Origin of the sequence: Mycolicibacterium lacusdiani, assembly GCF_021916785.1 — a bacterium.
GTDB lineage: Bacteria > Actinomycetota > Actinomycetes > Mycobacteriales > Mycobacteriaceae > Mycobacterium > Mycobacterium lacusdiani.
In genome coordinates, this window is sequence record NZ_JAKCFC010000006.1 from 100,589 (window position 1) to 116,388 (window position 15,800).

Sequence of the window (15,800 nt, forward strand, 5' to 3'; positions counted from 1 at the left end):
GACGATATCCGCATGTCGAATCGGGATCTGGTCACGGGCATCGTGCTGGCCGCCGGCGCAGGCACCCGCTTCGGCATGCCCAAAGTGCTTGCCGAAGACGGGGATTGGCTGCGCCGCGCGGTCACCGCGCTGGCCGACGGCGGCTGCGACGACGTGGTGGTCGTGCTCGGTGCCGCGGTGGTCGACGTTCCCGCACCGGCACGCGCGGTCGTCGCCGACGACTGGGCCAGCGGCGTCAGCGCGTCGGTCCGCGCCGGAGTGTCGGCCGCAGACGGCGCCGCGCTGGCCGTGCTGCACACCGTCGACACCCCCGACGTCCGTGCCGACGTCGTGGCGCGCGTGCTGGCCCGATCGGCGGAGACCGGCCTGGCGCGGGCCACCTACGGGGGCCGACCGGGACACCCCGTGGTGATCGCTTCCCGGTTCTGGCCTGCGCTGCTCGCCACGTTGTCCGGGGACGAGGGTGCCCGGCCGTTCCTGGCTTCGCGCGACGACGTGGTGCGGGTGGAGTGTGGGGACGTGGCGACCGGGTTGGACGTCGATGAGCGCTTGCGCGAAGAGCAAGGGCCCGATGAGCGCTAGGTTTCGACCCGTAGGCCGAGCACCTCGGAGGCGTACCGGCGGACCGTGTCCTCGGACATCGCCGCGGCGTCCTCGTGACCGGGGCGCGCCCGGCTGCTCATGAACGACGTCTTCGGGTCGAGCGTCACCTCGGCGAGCAACTCGCCCGTGGTCGGCTCGCAGACGGCCCAGGTGTAGCGGGTGTCGTCCGCCCAGCCGTCCTCGGCGTCGTGCACGTAGTCGAGGTCGGTCTCACCGAGTTCGGCGAGCGCGGGACGGTCGTCGACCCGGTCGTCGTAGCGCAGCCCCCTCAGGTACCACGTGCCGTTGTTGATCTCGACGGGATCCACGGGTCCCCACCTCCTTCCGAAACGCCGAAACTGCGGGGAGAGCGCGAAAGTCGAGAGAATCGCGATCTCCCCGCAGTCTCGGGGATGGTCGTGCCGGTCGCTAGTCCTTGATCTCGGCGAGCACGGTGCCCTGCGTGACGGCGGCGCCGGGCTCGACGGCGAGTCCGGTGATGGTGCCGTCCTTGTGGGCGGTCACCGGGTTCTCCATCTTCATGGCCTCGAGCACCACGATCAGCTCACCAGCGGCGACCTGCTGGCCCTCCTCGACGGCGACCTTGACCACGGTGCCCTGCATCGGTGCGGTGACCGAGTCGCCCGACGCGGCCTTGTTGCCGCCTGCGCCACGCTTGCGCGCCTTGGGCTTCTTGCGGATGACGCCGGGGCCACCGGCGGAAGCCGTGCCCCCGCCGCCGAGCGCCAGATCGCCGGGCAGCGATACCTCGACGCGGCGGCCGCCGATCTCGACGACGACCTTCTGACGCGGCAGGTTGTCCTCGTCGTCGAGTGCCTCGCCACCGGTGAACGGCTCGACGGTGTTGTCCCACTCGGTCTCGATCCAGCGGGTGTGGACGTCGAAGCCCTCACCGTTGCCGATGAACGCGGGATCGGACACCACGGCGCGGTGGAATGGGATGACCGTGGCGAGACCCTCGACGGTGAACTCGGCAAGGGCTCGGCGACTTCTCGCCAGCGCCTCGTCGCGGGTGGCGCCGCTGACGATCAGCTTGGCCAGCATCGAGTCGAACTGGCCGCCGATGACCGAACCGGTCTCGACGCCGGAGTCCAGGCGCACGCCAGGGCCGGTTGGCGGGACGAAGTTGGTGACGGGGCCCGGAGCGGGCAGGAAGCCGCGGCCGGCGTCCTCGCCGTTGATGCGGAACTCGATCGAGTGGCCGCGGGGCGTCGGGTCCTCGGTGATGTCCAAGGCCTCGCCGTTGGCGATCTTGAATTGCTGCAGCACCAGGTCGATGCCTGCTGTCTCCTCGGTGACCGGATGTTCCACCTGCAGGCGGGTGTTCACCTCGAGGAACGAGATCAGGCCGTCCTGGCCGACCAGGTACTCGACGGTGCCCGCGCCGTAGTAGCCGGCCTCCTTGCAGATGCGCTTGGCCGACTCGTGGATCTCCTTGCGCTGCGCATCGGTCAGGAACGGCGCGGGCGCCTCCTCGACGAGCTTCTGGAAGCGGCGCTGCAGCGAGCAGTCGCGGGTGCCCGCGACGACGACGTTGCCGTGCGTGTCGGCGATGACCTGTGCCTCGACGTGGCGCGGCTTGTCCAGGTAGCGCTCGACGAAGCACTCACCGCGGCCGAAGGCGGCAACGGCCTCGCGGGTGGCCGAATCGAACAGCTCGGGGATCTCCTCGAGCGTGCGGGCGACCTTCATGCCGCGGCCACCGCCACCGAACGCCGCCTTGATGGCGATCGGGAGGCCGTACTCCTTGGCGAATTCCAGGATCTCGTCGGCGTCCTTCACGGGATCCGACGTGCCTGGCACCAGCGGGGCTTCGGCGCGCGCCGCGATGTGGCGGGCGGTGACCTTGTCACCCAGGTCGCGGATGGACTGCGGGCTCGGCCCGATCCAGATCAGGCCGGCGTCGATCACGGCCTGGGCGAACTCGGCGTTCTCGCTCAAGAATCCGTAGCCGGGGTGGATGGCGTTCGCGCCGGACTTCGCGGCGGCGTCCAGCAGCTTCTCGAAGACCAGGTAGGACTCCGCCGAGGTCTGGCCGCCGAGGGCGAACGCCTCGTCGGCGAGCCGGACGTGTGGCGCGTCGGCGTCGGGGTCGGCGTACACGGCCACGCTGGCCAGCCCAGCGTCCTTGGCGGCCCGGATGACCCGGACGGCGATCTCGCCGCGGTTGGCGACGAGCACCTTGGAGATCTTCGAGCTGGCGTGACTGGGCACTGCGCCTCCTGGTGGCGTGTCTAAGAAACGTCTTTAAGAATCTATCTGGGGCAGTTTAGGCGGCGCGATTTCCGTCCCGGCGAGCCGGTGCTGGTTACCGGCGGGTAAGTCCGCTGGAGGCCGCCCGGCCCTGGTGATCTCGTGCTGCCGCTGGGGAATCCGAACGGCCGCAGCGACGCTCAGGCGTCGCGCAGCCGGCGTTTGATGCGCGTCAGCATCGCCGACATCCCGCGCAGGCGCAGCGGGCTGATCAGCTTCCCGAGACCGAGGTCGGAGTAGAAGTCATCGGGCACGGCGAGGATCTCGTCGGCGGACAGTTCGTCGAGGCCCGCGGCCAGGATCGCGGCGAACCCGCGGGTGGTCGGCGCCTCGGCGGGAGCACTGAAGTACAGCCGGACCCGATCGCGGTCGGCCGCGTCGACGTGCAGGAACAGCGGCGACTGGCACTCGGGCACCGGCTCCATCGCGGCTTCCTCGAGATCGCTCGGCAATGGCGGGAGCTCGTTGGCGAACTCCAGCAGCAGCGCCAGCTTGTCCTGGCCCTGCATCTCGTTGAAGTCGGACACCACGTCCGCCAGGGCGGCGGGCATGGTCATGACGCGCCGGGAGCCTCACCCGGCTCGTCGCCGACCGCGACGGGTACGCGCACGGCGTTGCCCCACTCGGTCCATGAACCGTCGTAATTGCGCACGTTCGGCAGTCCGAGCAGGTGGGTCAGCACGAACCAGGTGTGGCTGGAGCGCTCCCCGATGCGGCAGTAGACCACCGTGTCGTCCTCGGGGGAGAGGAAGCCGTACAGCTCTTGGAGTTCGGCGCGCGTGCGGAACCGGCCGCTGTCGTCGGCGGCCTTGGCCCACGGGATCGACCGCGCCGTCGGGATGTGCCCGCCGCGCAGCGCGCCCTCCTCGGGGTAGTCCGGCATGTGCGTGCGTTCACCGGTGTACTCCAGCGGCGACCGCACGTCGATGAGCGGCTGCGTGCCCAGCGCACCGAGCACGTCCTCCTTGAAGGCGCGGATCGGCGCGTCCTCGCGCTCGACGACGGGATAGCCGGTCGTCTGCTTGGACGGCACGTCGAGAGTGGTGTCGCGGCCGTTGGACACCCACATGTCGCGGCCGCCGTCGAGCAGCCGAACGTCGGGGTGGCCGAAGAGGGTGAACACCCACAGGGCGTAGGCCGCCCACCAGTTGCTCTTGTCCCCATAGATGACGACTGTGTCGTCGCGGCTGATGCCCTTGCGGTTCATCAGGTCGGCGAACTGTGCGCCGTCGATGTAGTCGCGGACGTTCGGATCGTTGAGGTCGACGTGCCAGTCGATCTTCACCGCACCGGGGATGTGGCCGGTGTCGTAGAGGAGGACGTCCTCGTCGGACTCCACGATGGCGAGGCCCGGACGGCCGAGGTTGCCGGCCAGCCAGTCGGCGGTGACCAAGCGCTCCGGGTGCGCGTACTCGGCAAGGGACGGATGCGGGTCTGCAGGCAGTGGCACAGTGCGAGCCTACCCACCTGGAAATGCGGACACGACACATCGGGATCAGACTCGACGTGGAGTTGGCGGCACCATACCCACTGCTGTAAGAATCTCAGGAATGAGCGCTTTGCCAGCAAAGTTTGACGTCGGGATCGTCGGCCTCGGCTACGTCGGTCTCACCTTGGCCACGGTGCTCGCAGAAGCGGGTAACTCGGTCATCGGCGTGGAGAAACGGTCCGAGATCGTCGACATGACGAACTCCGGAATTCCGCATTTCACCGAAACGGGCCTTCCCGATGCCCTTTCCGGGGTCACCAAGTCGAAGAAACTGGTCGCCGCCGAACGGTTCGACGACGGCTTCAGCTGTGACGTCTACATCATCACCGTGGGCACGCCGCTGTCGCCCGAGGGCGTTGCCCGAGTGGACATGATCGAGGCCGCAGCCCGCGACATCGCCTCCAACATGCAGGATGGGGCCCTGGTCATCCTGCGCTCGACGGTCAAGATCGGGACGACGCGCGACGTCGTGTCACCGATCCTGGCGGCCAGCGGCAAGACGTTCGACATCGCCATGTGCCCCGAGCGCACCCTCGAGGGCAAGGCATTGCAGGAATTGCGCGAGCTACCGCAAATCGTGGGCGCCGACGATCAGGCGACTGCCGACCGCGCCGCAGCGGTCTTCCGCAAACTCACCAATTCGATCGTTCTCGTTTCCAGCATCGAAACCGCCGAGATCGCAAAACTGGTCAGCAATACGTTCCGCGACGTCCAGTTCGCATTTGCCAATGAGGTCGCCCGAGTGTGCGACGCGTTCGGCGTCAGCGCACACGAGGTCATTTCGTCGGGCAAGCTCGGCTACGACCGGACGAACATTCCGCTACCCGGACTCGTCGGCGGCCCGTGCCTCGAGAAGGACCCGCACATCCTGATGGAGAGCGCGCGCAGCCGCGGCATCGAGCTGGAGATCACCTCGGCGGGCCGCGTGGTCAATGAGCGCCAGCCCGAGGAGACCGTCGCGTTCATCAGCAGCGAGATCAAGCGCCGCGAGCTGCCCAGCCCGCTCAAGATCAACCTGGTCGGCATGGCGTTCAAGGGTCTGCCGGAGACCAGCGACCTGCGCGGCTCGATGTCGATCAAGGTGCTCGACGCCCTGAAGAAGGCCCACCCCGAGGCCGAGATCGGCGTCTACGACCCGGTGACCCCGCAGGAGCTGCTGGCCAGCGAGTTCCCCGACGAACGCAACTTCAGTCGGCTCGGTGACGCGGTGAGTGGAGCGTCGGTCGTCGTGATCGGCAACAACCACCCGTCGCTCAAGACCATCTCGCCGCGCGCCATGAAGGAGTTCATGAACCCCGAGGGCTTCGTCTTCGACTACTGGAACCACTTCAGCCACCTGCCGCCGTCGGAGCTGGGTGACTCCTACTTCGCGGTCGGAAAGTCGGGCGCCGTGGGTGCCGCGGAGCCGTTCCGTGGGTAAGCGCGTCGTCGTCACCGGGGGCGGTGGCTTCATCGGCGCGTACCTCGTCAAGCGTCTGGTGCACGACGGCTGGGACGTCGTGGTGGTGGACAACATGGTGCGCGGCGATGCCAGCCGCTTCGCCGAGGTCGCCGACGACGTCGAGCTGCACACCTGCGACGTGCGCGATCAGGCAGCGCTGGAGAAGGCGTTCGCCGGCGCCGAGGTCGTCATGCACCTCGCGGCGATCAACGGCACCGAGAACTTCTACACCCAACCCGAACTCGTCCTCGAGGTCGGCATGCTCGGGGCGATGGCCGTCGCGAACGCCGGCCGCGCCGTGGGCGTGCCCGACCTGGTGTTCGCGTCGACCGCCGAGGTCTACCAGACACCTGCGGTCATCCCGACGCCTGAGACCATTCCGCTGATGCTGCCCGACAGCCTCAACCCCCGGTACTCCTACGGCGGCGGGAAGATCGTCAGCGAGTTGATCGCCTTCAACTACGGCCGCGAGCACTACCGGCAGGTGCAGGTATTCCGGCCGCACAACGTCTTTGGACCGAACATGGGCTGGAAGCACGTCGAGCCGCAGTTCATCATGCGTGCCCTCGCGGCCCAGGACGCCCACCCAGAAGGCAAGGCGCCGTTCGACATTCAGGGGGACGGCAGCGAAACGCGTTCGTTCTGCTACGTCGACGACGTCGTCGAGGGCATCCTCACGATGTACGACAAGGGCGGACACCGCGAGATCTACCACATCGGTAGCGACGAGGAGGTCTCGATCCGGGACCTCGCGCACCGCATCGGGACGATCGTCGGCGTCGACCTGGACATCCGCCCGGGCCCCATCCAGTACGGCGGCACCCCGCGGCGCTGCGCCGACATCACGAAGATGCACGGCCTTGGCTGGTCCCCGGTGACCAACCTCGACGAAGGGCTCGAGCGCACGGTGGCTTGGTACCGCGAGCACCGGAACGACAAGCCCGCCAACGACTTGATGTAGCCCGCTTGGCCCGCGAGCAGACACCAACTCGCACTCGAGTGGCCTCGTGCGTGCGAGTTGGCGTCTGCTCGCGGTAGGGCAGTTATCCACAGGCCGGCACGAAGGGTCTGGCCGACTGCACTGCCGTTGCGCAGGATTCGGGCATGCACTCGACTGCGTGCGACGTCATCGGCCGATTCGGCGGCATCGCGACCACGGCGCAACTGCTCACCGTGATGACGCGGCAGCAACTCGACGTGCAGGTGCGCAACGGCGGCCTGGTGAAGGTGTGGAAGGGCGTCTACGCCGCTCGAACACCTGACCTCGCCGGCAGGTTGGATGCGCTCGATCTGTTCGTCGGTCGGCCGGTCGTCGCGTGCATGGGCACGGCGGCGGCGCTCTACGGTTTCGACTTCGAGAACACCACCGGCGTCCACGTCCTCGACCCCGGTATTCGACTGCGGTCGAAGGTCGGCCTCACCGTGCACCAGCGCACGGGTGCCCCGCTGCGGCGCGTTGCGGGCAGGCTGGCGACGTCGCCCGCGTGGACCGCTGTCGAAGTGGCCCGGCAGCTGCCAAGGCCCCGGGCATTGGCGGTTCTGGACGGGGCCTTGGCATCCGGGTCGTGTACCCACGACGACCTCGAGCGCGCCGTCTGGGAACAGGTGGGGCGACGCGGGATCGTGCAGGTACGTGACCTGCTGCCGTTCGCCGACGGGCGAGCGGAGTCGGCGATGGAGAGCGAAGCACGCCTGGTGTTCATCGACTACGACCTGCCGATACCCGAATTGCAGTTCGAGATCCGCGGTCCCCGCGGTGAGCTCTGGCGCGTGGACTTCGCCTGGCCGGAGCAGCACGTCGTCGCCGAGTACGAGAGCGTCGCCTGGCACGCCGGCCGCGCAGAGATGCTTCGCGACAAGAGGCGTTCGGCAGGCATCCAGGAGATGGACTGGACCTACGTTCCGATCGTCGTCGACGACGTGCGAGTCGAGCCATGGCGCTTGGCCGACCGGGTCAGCCATCATCTCGCGCGTCCCGCACGGGCCAGTTGACCCGCGAGCAGACACCAACTCGCACTGGAATGGCCTCTGGCGTGCGAGTTGGTGTCTGCTCGCGGTGGGAAGTCGCTAGTTGTCCCGCCAGAGGTCGGCGATCGTGAGGCCCACGCGGTCGAACAGGCGCCGGGTGAGCGGCAGGCCGATGCCGATCACCGCGGACGGGTCACCGTCGACGCCCTCGACGAACCAGCCGCCGAGACCGTCGAGCGTGAAGCCGCCCGCGACCGCGACGGGTTCACCGCTACGGACGTAGGCGGCCAGATCGTCTGCCGAGGGGTTGCCGAAGTGCACGGTCGTCACCGTGTGATCGGCGGCCTGCCCATCGATCACGTCGTCGCGCAGGCGAATCACGCTGTGACCGGTATAGAGCTGGCCCGACCGCCCGGCCATCGCTCGCCAACCTTCGATGGCCGCCGACTCGGTCGCGGGCTTGCCCCAGAGTTCGCCGTCGCGGAAGAGCATCGAATCGCAGCCGATCACCACGCAGTCCGCCGCGACCGACGGGTCCACGACCGCCGCGACGGCCTCTGCCTTCGCGATCGCCAGCGCGGTGGTGACGGCGGCGGGTGTCGAATCGGTTGGCAGCGCGGCCATCACCGCGTCCTCGTCCACACCTGAGACGACCACCAGGGGATCGATGCCCGCACTGCGCAGCACCTTGCGCCGGCCGGAGGAGGCCGACCCCAGCACGACCCGCGTCATCGACGCAGGTGCAAGCGCTCCACCAAGGTGACCTTCTGCCAGCTGAAGATCGAGTAGCGCAGCCGGTCGACCGGATGGCCCCACAGGTCCCGCTCGTGGGCCTCGAGGTCGGCGGACGTCACGCCGTTCGACGCGCCGGCAAGCACGGCCACCAGTGCCGCGACCTCGTCGTCGGTGGGCTGACCCTTGAGGACCTGGATCACGGGTTCGCTTGCGGCGGAGTGCTGTTCGGGGGCACTCGCGTCGGTCACTGGAGCCTCGTCGGTCACGGAACTCTCCTCGGTCACTGAGTCTGCTCGGTCACAGCGGCTGAATCGTTCGCTCCGCTCACAGCGGAATGTTGCCGTGCTTCTTCGGCGGAATCTGGCTGATCTTGCGCTCCAGCAGCCGCAGCGAAGTGGCGACGTAACCGCGGGTGTGCGACGGCGGGATCACGGCGTCCACGTAGCCGCGCTCGGCGGCGATGTACGGGTTCACCAGCGTGTCCTCGTACTCCTGCTGCAGCTGCAGACGGAGCGCGTCGACGTCCTGACCCTCGGCCGCGGCCTGCTTGAGCTGCTGGCGGTAGACGAAGCCGACCGCACCCGAGGCGCCCATGACGGCGATCTGCGCCGACGGCCAGGCGACGACCACGTCGGCGCCCATGTCCTTGGACCCCATGACGCAGTACGCGCCGCCATAGGCCTTGCGGGTGATGACGGTGACCTTCGCGACGGTGGCCTCGCCGTAGGCGTACAGCAGCTTGGCTCCGCGGCGGATGATGCCGTTGAACTCCTGGTCGGTGCCCGGCAGGAACCCCGGCACGTCGACGAGCAGGACGATCGGGATGTTGAAGCAGTCACACGTGCGGATGAACCGCGCGGCCTTCTCGGAGGCGTTGATGTCCAGGCAGCCAGCGAACTGCGTCGGCTGGTTGGCGACGATGCCCACCGGGCGACCGTCGACGCGGCCGAAGCCGACGATGATGTTCTGCGCGTAGCCCTCCTGCACCTCGAGGAACTCGTCGTCGTCGAGGATGCGCGAGATGACCTCGTGCATGTCGTACGGCTGGTTCGGCGAGTCGGGGATCAGCGTGTCGAGTTCGAGGTCCTCTTCGTTGAGGTTGTCCTCGATGGCGCCCGGGTGCGGCGGTGCGGGGTAGCGCGGCGCATCGGCGTAGTTGTTGCTGGGCAGGTAGGAGAGCAGGTCCCGGACGTAGTCGAAGGCGTCCTGCTCGCCCGAGGCGACGTAGTGCGCCGTTCCCGACTTCGCCATGTGGGTGTGCGCGCCACCCAGCTCCTCCATCGTGACGTCCTCGCCGGTGACGGTCTTGATGACGTCGGGCCCGGTGATGAACATCTGGCTGGTCTGGTCGACCATGATCACGAAGTCGGTCAGCGCGGGGGAGTAGACGTGGCCACCGGCCGCGGCGCCCATGATCAGCGAGATCTGCGGCACGACGCCCGAGGCGAGGATGTTGTTGCGGAAGATCTGGCTGTACAGGCCGAGCGAGACCACGCCCTCCTGGATGCGTGCGCCTGCTCCGTCGTTGATGCCGATCAGCGGGCGGCCGGTCTTGATGGCCAGTTGCTGCACCTTGACGATCTTCTCGCCGTAGACCTCGCCGAGGCTGCCGCCGAAGACCGTGGCGTCCTGGCTGAAGATGCAGACGTCGCGGCCGTCGATGGTGCCGTAGCCGGTGACGACGCCGTCGCCGACCGGACGGTTCTGCTGCAGGCCGAAGTTGGTGCTGCGGTGCCGTGCCAGCGCGTCGAGTTCGACGAACGAACCCTCGTCGAGCAGGGCGAGGATGCGCTCACGCGCGGTGAGCTTGCCCTTTGCGTGCGTCTTCTCGACGGCTGTCTCGCCGACCGGGTGCAGCGCCTCTTCGGCGCGCTTGCGCAGGTCGGCCAGCTTGCCCGCGGTGGTGTGGATGTCGATCTCGTGGCTTTCGGCCGGCTGAGAAGTCCCCGCAACGCTCGTCATGACTAGGGATGCTATCGACTGGCTCCGGCGATGACTCAATCGGCTGCAACCGCACGCCGCTGGCGACGCACCGATCCCACCTGCGAGAGTTTGCCGGGAGTTGTCGTCAACCCCTTTTTGCTGTTTCATGTATCCAGCATTCGGCGCGCCTGGACGGACACGCCGTGACGCCTACAGAAACAAAGACATTCGGAAGGAACTCCGCCGTGCGTCAAGACCGTGCTTCCCGCGGCTCTGACGCACCTCGCGTGGCGATTGCGCACGATTATCTGACGCAGCGCGGTGGTGCCGAGAAGGTCGTGCTATCGATGAGCCGCGCCTTTCCGGATGCGCCGATTTACACGTTGCTGTACGACCCCGCGAACACTTATCCGGAATTCGCTGAGCGCGACATTCGCGTATCCCGCATCAACGGAATCGGGCTCTTCCGCAAGTACCACCGCGCAGCGCTGCCGATCCTGCCGCTGGCCGCGAACTCGATCAAGATCGACGCCGACGTGGTCGTGACCAGTTCCAGCGGGTGGGCGCACGGGTTCCAGACCACCGGCCGCAAGCTCGTGCACTGCCACTCGCCGGCACGCTGGCTGTACTTCCAGGACAAGTACCTCGGCGACGACGCGGGACTGGCAAAGCGCGCCGCGTTGGCCGCCACGTCGGGATACCTGCGAGCCTGGGATCGTCGCGCCGCCGCATCGTGCGACCGCTACCTTGCGGTCTCGACCGTGATTCAGCAGCGCATCGCCGACGCCTACGGAATCTCCGCCGACGTGCTGCCGTCGCCGGTCGCGATGACGCGATCCAGCGCCACCGAGCCGGTACCAGAACTCCTCGACTGGCTGGGCGGTCAGGATCCCGACGAGGCCTTCTACCTCTGCGTCTCGCGTCTGCTGCCCTACAAGAACGTCGACGCGGTGGTCGGGGCATTCGCGGGTCGACCCCAACGCCTCGTCGTGGTCGGACGCGGTCCGGACGCCGAACGCATCGCGGCGACGAAGACGCCGAACGTGCTGATGCTGTCGGATCTGACCGATGCGCAGATGTCCTGGCTCTACCAGCACAGCCGCGCGTTGGTCGCCGCGAGCTACGAGGACTTCGGCCTGACGCCCATCGAGGCGGGGGTCTGGGGCAGGCCCAGTGTCGTGCTGCGGTGGGGCGGCTTCCTCGACACCGTGGCCGAGGGCATCACCGGCGTCTACTTCGACAGTCCGGAGTCCGCATCGATCTCCGAGGCACTCGATCGGTTCGAGAACTCGTCGTTCGACCCGGACAAGGTCAAGCTCCACGTCGAGCAGTTCACCGAGGAGCGCTACTCGGCGGCACTGCACGCGGCGGTAGACGAGCTGGCGGCCCGTCCCTCATGACGGTCAGGACCGCCGTCGTCACGGGCATCACCGGACAGGACGGCCATTACCTCACCGAACTGCTCCTGGCCGAGGGCGTCCGGGTGCACGGAGTCACGCGCTCGCTCGCCAACGCCGCCGGGGTTCGCCCCGAGGTGACCATGCACGAGGCGGCGTTGACGCGCACGGATGCGGTCGCCGCCCTGCTCGACGCCGTCGAACCCGACATGGTGTTCCACCTCGCGGGGATGTCGTCGGTCGCGGCGTCCTGGGCTGACCCCGTGCAGGCGACCGAGGTCAACGCACTCACCACGGCCGCGATCCTCGACGCCTGCCTGCGCACCCAGGATCGCACCGGCGAGCAGATCACCGTCGTCAATGCCTCGAGCCAGGAGATCTTCGCGGGATCGCCGGGCGGCGTGGACACCGAGACCACGGCCGTGGCGCCCACGTCGCCCTACGGTGCAGGCAAGGCGCTGGGGCATCACCTGTGCCAGATCTACCGCGCCCGCGGACTGCAGGCCGCCAACGCCATCCTCTTCAGCCACGAGTCGCCGCGGCGGCCCGAGCGATTCGTGACGCGCAAGATCACCAAGGCCGTCGCGCGGATCGCCGCGGGCAGGCAGACCAGCTTGACCCTGGGCGACGTCAGCGTGCAGCGCGACTGGGGTTGGGCCCCGGACTACGTCGATGCGATGTACGCGATGGCACTGCGGGGCGTCGGTGACGACTACGTCGTCGCCACCGGGCAAGCACATTCGATAGCCGACTTCGTCGCAATTGCCTTCGCCGCAGCGGGCATCAGTGACTGGCAGGACATGGTGGTCAGCGACGAGAGTCTGATCCGCCCTGCCGACCGGCCCGCAATGGTCGGTGACGCGACGAAGGCGTGGGACCTCCTGCACTGGAAGCCCACCAAGTCCTTCCACGACATCGTGGTCAACATGGTCGATTCCGACTTACTCCAGGAGCGAGACGCGTGATTCCAGAACCGTTCAAGGCAGATCCCGAAGACCGTGCGAGGAAGCTGGCGGCGGCGCCGGGGCTGAAGTTGCCGCCGGACCCCGAGTGGGAGGTCGGCCCGGACGGCCGCGTCGTGGCCTACAAGATGCAGGGCATGACGTTCGGGCGCAAGGCCCGAAACCGCATCGCCACCATCCTGTTCAACATGCTGGTCACCTACATCCCGTCGCACTTCGTGCGGCAGAACTTCCTGCGCTGGGTCGGTGGCACCACGATCGGCAAGAAGTCGACGCTCATGCGCGGCGTCACGGTGTTCGATCCCGAGTTCCTCACGATCGGCAACTACACCACCATCGGGTTCCGCTGCTTCCTCGATTCGCGGGCAGGCATCTCGATCGGTGACAACGTCAACATCGCCAGCGACACCCACATCCTCGGCGGCGGTCACGACATCAACCACCCGGACTTCCTCCCCATGCCGATCCCGACCGTCATCGAGGACTACGTGTGGATCGCCAGCCGGGCGATGATCCTGCCGTCGCACATCAAGCGCGGCGCGGTGGTGGCGGCGCACGCCGTGGTCACCAAGGACATCGAGGAACTCGAGGTCGTCGGCGGCGTGCCCGCCAAGGTGCTGACCAAGCGCAACCCCGAGGCGCTGAAGTACAGCAGCCCTTACCGCCCGCTGTTCTTCTGATGGCGGTCGACCTCGAGGAGTACCGCCTGATCTACGTCGGGCCGCGCAACCACGTCACCGCCATCGGTGATTACACCGAGGACCTGATCGCCGCCTTCCGGCCGCACTTCGGTGACGTTGCGGGCGTGCGGGTCTCGGGACCCGGTGACGAGACCTGGGCGGACGTTCGCAACGTGCGCAGGCAGATCCGCAGCCTCGTCGACTCGTGGCCGGCAGGCAAGGTGCTGGTGCACTCCGAGATCGGGTGCGGCATGTTGTCGCCGTTCTGGTCGATCGCCGGCCTGAAGGGCATCCCGGTGACGCTGACGGCGCACGACCCGCCCCAGGCGCTGTGGTTCATCGCCAGGACCCGGTTCGTGGGGAAGCACAAGCTACTGATGCACGGCTTCCACTACCCGCTGCGGCCCTTCTCGCGGTGGCTCGAGGGACGGGTCAACGGACGACGGGACATCTTCGCGCTGAGCAAGACCGGCCAGGCGTCGATCGACCGGGTGTACCCGAACTCGCACACCCACTACGTGCCGTACCGGGTCGCCGAGAAGCCGACCGTGAAGCCTGCCGAGGACCGGCCGAAGGCCATCGGGTTCTTCGGACTCGTCTACCGCGGCAAGGGTTTCGACCAAATCGAGCAGATCCGCAAGGAACTGCCGGACCACATCCTGATCCGGGTCGCGGGGCGCGGCACCGAGGCGCTGCCACGCATGGACGGGGTGGAGATCGTCGGCGGCGTCGACGGAGCCGAAGAGGACGCGTTCTTCGAGTCCGTGCGTGCCATCGTGATTCCCTACGGCAAGCGGCACTTCTACGCAGACACCTTCCCGGCGTCGTCGGTGGCGGCGCACGCGCTGGCGTACCGCACCCCGATCATCGCCACCGGCTACGGATCGCTGGCCGAGTTCGGCCCCGAGACCGGCGCTGTGGTGGTGCCGATGGGCGACGGTGACCCGAATGCGTTGCCGCCCGGCTTCACCGAGGCGATCGCGTCGTTCGTCGACGACGACGCCCGGGTCACCGAACTCGGCAAGCACGCCGACCGCACGCGTGAGGAGCGGTCGACACCGCGGACGGCCGAGGCGTTCGTGGCGGCGTGGTCGAAGATCCTGGGCCGTCAGCACGGAAGTGACTGACACCTCGACGCCGGGCGCGGCTGCCCCGCGCAACATCTTCAAGACGCTGATCGCCGTGGGATGGATGTACGGCGGCCGCGGCATCGGCATGCTCTGGACACTGGCGCTGGTCGGCAAGCTCAGCGTCGGCGACTACGGCAGGTACGGCATGGGTTTCGCGCTGTCGGCCGTCGTGGGTCCGCCGCTGGACAACCCGTTCAACGTGCGTGCGATGCGCGAGGCCGACGAGCACTTCCAGGCAGAGCGCACCAGTAGGTTCCTGCTCGGGCTGACGCTGATGGTCGCAGGCGCCTGCCTGATCGAGGTCAACTACATCGCCTGGTTCGGCCTCGCCATCGCCGGCGGCGAGATGGTGTTCAAGTCCTATCAGAGCCAGCACTTTCGGGACGGGCATCCCCAGCTCACCTGGCGCATGGACACCATCCGCCAGATCACCAGCGTGGCGATCGCGGGCAGCTACCTGTTCGGGGTCGACGACCCCAGCCTGCAGGTGGCCAGCCTGCTCTACTGCTCGCCCTACCTCGTGGTGCTCGTGCTCGCCGCACGCCGCGTCTGGGGTCACCGGCCGGGCGTTCCCGGCCCGCCGAAACTGATCCTCGCGCTCGTGGGCGAGATGCTCGGCATGTGCCTCTACCTCCAGGGCGACGTGCTGCTGCTCGGCTTCCTCACCGACGACACGACGGTCGGGTACTACGCGCTGACGGTGACGGTGACGGTCGCGCTGGCAGCCATCGGGCAGTCGTTCGCGATGACCTACAACGAGCCGTTGCGCCGCAGCGGCGGCGACCTCTCGACCGGCCCGTCGCTCAAGCACATCGTGGCGCTCGGGCTGGGCACCGGGGGACTGGTCGTCATCACCGGCATCGTGCTGCTGCTGACCCCGGCTCCGACCGAACTCGGCGTCGCGATGCTCATCATGTCCGCGTTCTGTGCGATGCGGACGATGAGTTCGGTGCTGGCGGTGATTCTCTACGCTCAGCGGCGCGACGTCGTGCGGCTGAGCGCCAACCTGGGTCTGGTGCCGGTGAAGCTCGGCGCGGTCGCGGCACTGGCCCAATTCGGGGCGATCGGTGCAGCCATCGCGACGGTGGCCACCGACGCCATCCTGCTCGTGATCTATCTCTTGGCGATCTACCGACGAAAGGCGGATGCATCAGCATGAATTCCCAGCGAGAAGCGGAGCGGGATCGCGCATGACTTACCAGCGAGAAGCGGAGCGGGA

16 protein-coding genes are annotated in these 15,800 nt (G+C 67.9%); 9 read left to right on the plus strand and 7 right to left on the minus strand.

Annotation, left to right across the window (positions count from 1 at the left end):
- Nucleotides 1–12 precede the first annotated feature (12 nt).
- Nucleotides 13–582: a nucleotidyltransferase family protein gene (locus LOK44_RS18835; protein ID WP_237571637.1), complete on the plus strand. Its 570-nt coding sequence runs from the start codon at nucleotides 13–15 to the stop codon at nucleotides 580–582.
- On the opposite strand, the gene LOK44_RS18840 is transcribed toward LOK44_RS18835, so the two are convergent.
- The 4 genes from LOK44_RS18840 to LOK44_RS18855 all read right to left on the minus strand — a co-directional run bounded on the left by LOK44_RS18840 (nucleotide 579) and on the right by LOK44_RS18855 (nucleotide 4,306).
- Entirely contained in the window at nucleotides 579–911 is a 333-nt protein-coding gene (locus tag LOK44_RS18840; protein WP_237571638.1) for a hypothetical protein, read from the minus strand. The two genes, LOK44_RS18835 and LOK44_RS18840, sit on opposite strands and share 4 nt — an antisense overlap.
- A 100-nt stretch (nucleotides 912–1,011) precedes the next feature.
- Complete coding sequence (locus LOK44_RS18845) at nucleotides 1,012–2,817, minus strand: acetyl/propionyl/methylcrotonyl-CoA carboxylase subunit alpha (protein WP_237571639.1); 1,806 nt, start codon at nucleotides 2,815–2,817, stop codon at nucleotides 1,012–1,014.
- Between the two features lie 179 nt (nucleotides 2,818–2,996).
- Nucleotides 2,997–3,413 (minus strand): SufE family protein, encoded by a 417-nt coding sequence (locus tag LOK44_RS18850; RefSeq protein ID WP_237571640.1) that lies wholly within the window; start codon nucleotides 3,411–3,413, stop codon nucleotides 2,997–2,999.
- Nucleotides 3,410–4,306 (minus strand): sulfurtransferase, encoded by an 897-nt coding sequence (locus tag LOK44_RS18855; RefSeq protein WP_237571641.1) that lies wholly within the window; start codon nucleotides 4,304–4,306, stop codon nucleotides 3,410–3,412. The genes LOK44_RS18850 and LOK44_RS18855 overlap by 4 nt, the downstream gene beginning before the upstream one ends.
- A gap of 100 nt (nucleotides 4,307–4,406) precedes the next feature.
- Between LOK44_RS18855 and LOK44_RS18860 the strand changes: the two genes are divergently transcribed.
- The 3 genes from LOK44_RS18860 (at nucleotide 4,407) to LOK44_RS18870 (ending at nucleotide 7,778) form a co-directional block, all read left to right on the plus strand.
- Entirely contained in the window at nucleotides 4,407–5,765 is a 1,359-nt protein-coding gene (locus LOK44_RS18860) for a nucleotide sugar dehydrogenase (protein WP_237571642.1), read from the plus strand.
- The gene (locus LOK44_RS18865) at nucleotides 5,758–6,747 is read left to right on the plus strand and encodes an NAD-dependent epimerase/dehydratase family protein (RefSeq protein WP_237571643.1); all 990 of its coding nucleotides are present in this window, start codon (nucleotides 5,758–5,760) and stop codon (nucleotides 6,745–6,747) included. The genes LOK44_RS18860 and LOK44_RS18865 overlap by 8 nt, the downstream gene beginning before the upstream one ends.
- Nucleotides 6,748–6,890: 143 nt before the next feature.
- On the plus strand, nucleotides 6,891–7,778 hold the full coding sequence (locus LOK44_RS18870) for a type IV toxin-antitoxin system AbiEi family antitoxin (RefSeq protein ID WP_237571644.1): 888 nt from the start codon (nucleotides 6,891–6,893) through the stop codon (nucleotides 7,776–7,778).
- Nucleotides 7,779–7,853: 75 nt separating this feature from the next.
- Here LOK44_RS18870 and LOK44_RS18875 read toward each other — a convergent pair whose 3' ends face one another.
- From LOK44_RS18875 to LOK44_RS18885, 3 genes are read right to left on the minus strand one after another with little or no spacing between them, the layout of a single operon-like run.
- On the minus strand, nucleotides 7,854–8,486 hold the full coding sequence (locus tag LOK44_RS18875; RefSeq protein ID WP_237571645.1) for a Maf family protein: 633 nt from the start codon (nucleotides 8,484–8,486) through the stop codon (nucleotides 7,854–7,856).
- Entirely contained in the window at nucleotides 8,483–8,755 is a 273-nt protein-coding gene (locus LOK44_RS18880; protein WP_237571646.1) for an acyl-CoA carboxylase epsilon subunit, read from the minus strand. Before LOK44_RS18880 ends, LOK44_RS18875 begins: the two co-directional genes overlap by 4 nt.
- A 58-nt stretch (nucleotides 8,756–8,813) precedes the next feature.
- On the minus strand, nucleotides 8,814–10,451 hold the full coding sequence (locus tag LOK44_RS18885; protein WP_237571647.1) for an acyl-CoA carboxylase subunit beta: 1,638 nt from the start codon (nucleotides 10,449–10,451) through the stop codon (nucleotides 8,814–8,816).
- Between the two features lie 248 nt (nucleotides 10,452–10,699).
- On the opposite strand from LOK44_RS18885, the gene LOK44_RS18890 reads away from it, so the two are divergent.
- The 5 genes from LOK44_RS18890 to LOK44_RS18910 are packed head-to-tail and all read left to right on the plus strand — an operon-like array spanning nucleotide 10,700 to nucleotide 15,740.
- Complete coding sequence (locus tag LOK44_RS18890; RefSeq protein ID WP_237571648.1) at nucleotides 10,700–11,812, plus strand: glycosyltransferase; 1,113 nt, start codon at nucleotides 10,700–10,702, stop codon at nucleotides 11,810–11,812.
- Nucleotides 11,809–12,774, plus strand: coding sequence for a GDP-mannose 4,6-dehydratase (locus LOK44_RS18895; protein ID WP_237571649.1), 966 nt, complete (start codon nucleotides 11,809–11,811; stop codon nucleotides 12,772–12,774). The genes LOK44_RS18890 and LOK44_RS18895 overlap by 4 nt, the downstream gene beginning before the upstream one ends.
- Nucleotides 12,771–13,451, plus strand: coding sequence for an acyltransferase (locus tag LOK44_RS18900; protein WP_237571650.1), 681 nt, complete (start codon nucleotides 12,771–12,773; stop codon nucleotides 13,449–13,451). The genes LOK44_RS18895 and LOK44_RS18900 overlap by 4 nt, the downstream gene beginning before the upstream one ends.
- Nucleotides 13,451–14,578, plus strand: a complete 1,128-nt coding sequence (locus tag LOK44_RS18905; RefSeq protein WP_237571651.1) for a glycosyltransferase family protein — start codon at nucleotides 13,451–13,453, stop codon at nucleotides 14,576–14,578. Before LOK44_RS18900 ends, LOK44_RS18905 begins: the two co-directional genes overlap by 1 nt.
- A complete protein-coding gene (locus LOK44_RS18910) occupies nucleotides 14,571–15,740 on the plus strand; it encodes a lipopolysaccharide biosynthesis protein (protein ID WP_237571652.1) in 1,170 nt (389 codons plus the stop codon). Before LOK44_RS18905 ends, LOK44_RS18910 begins: the two co-directional genes overlap by 8 nt.
- Nucleotides 15,741–15,800 lie beyond the last annotated feature (60 nt).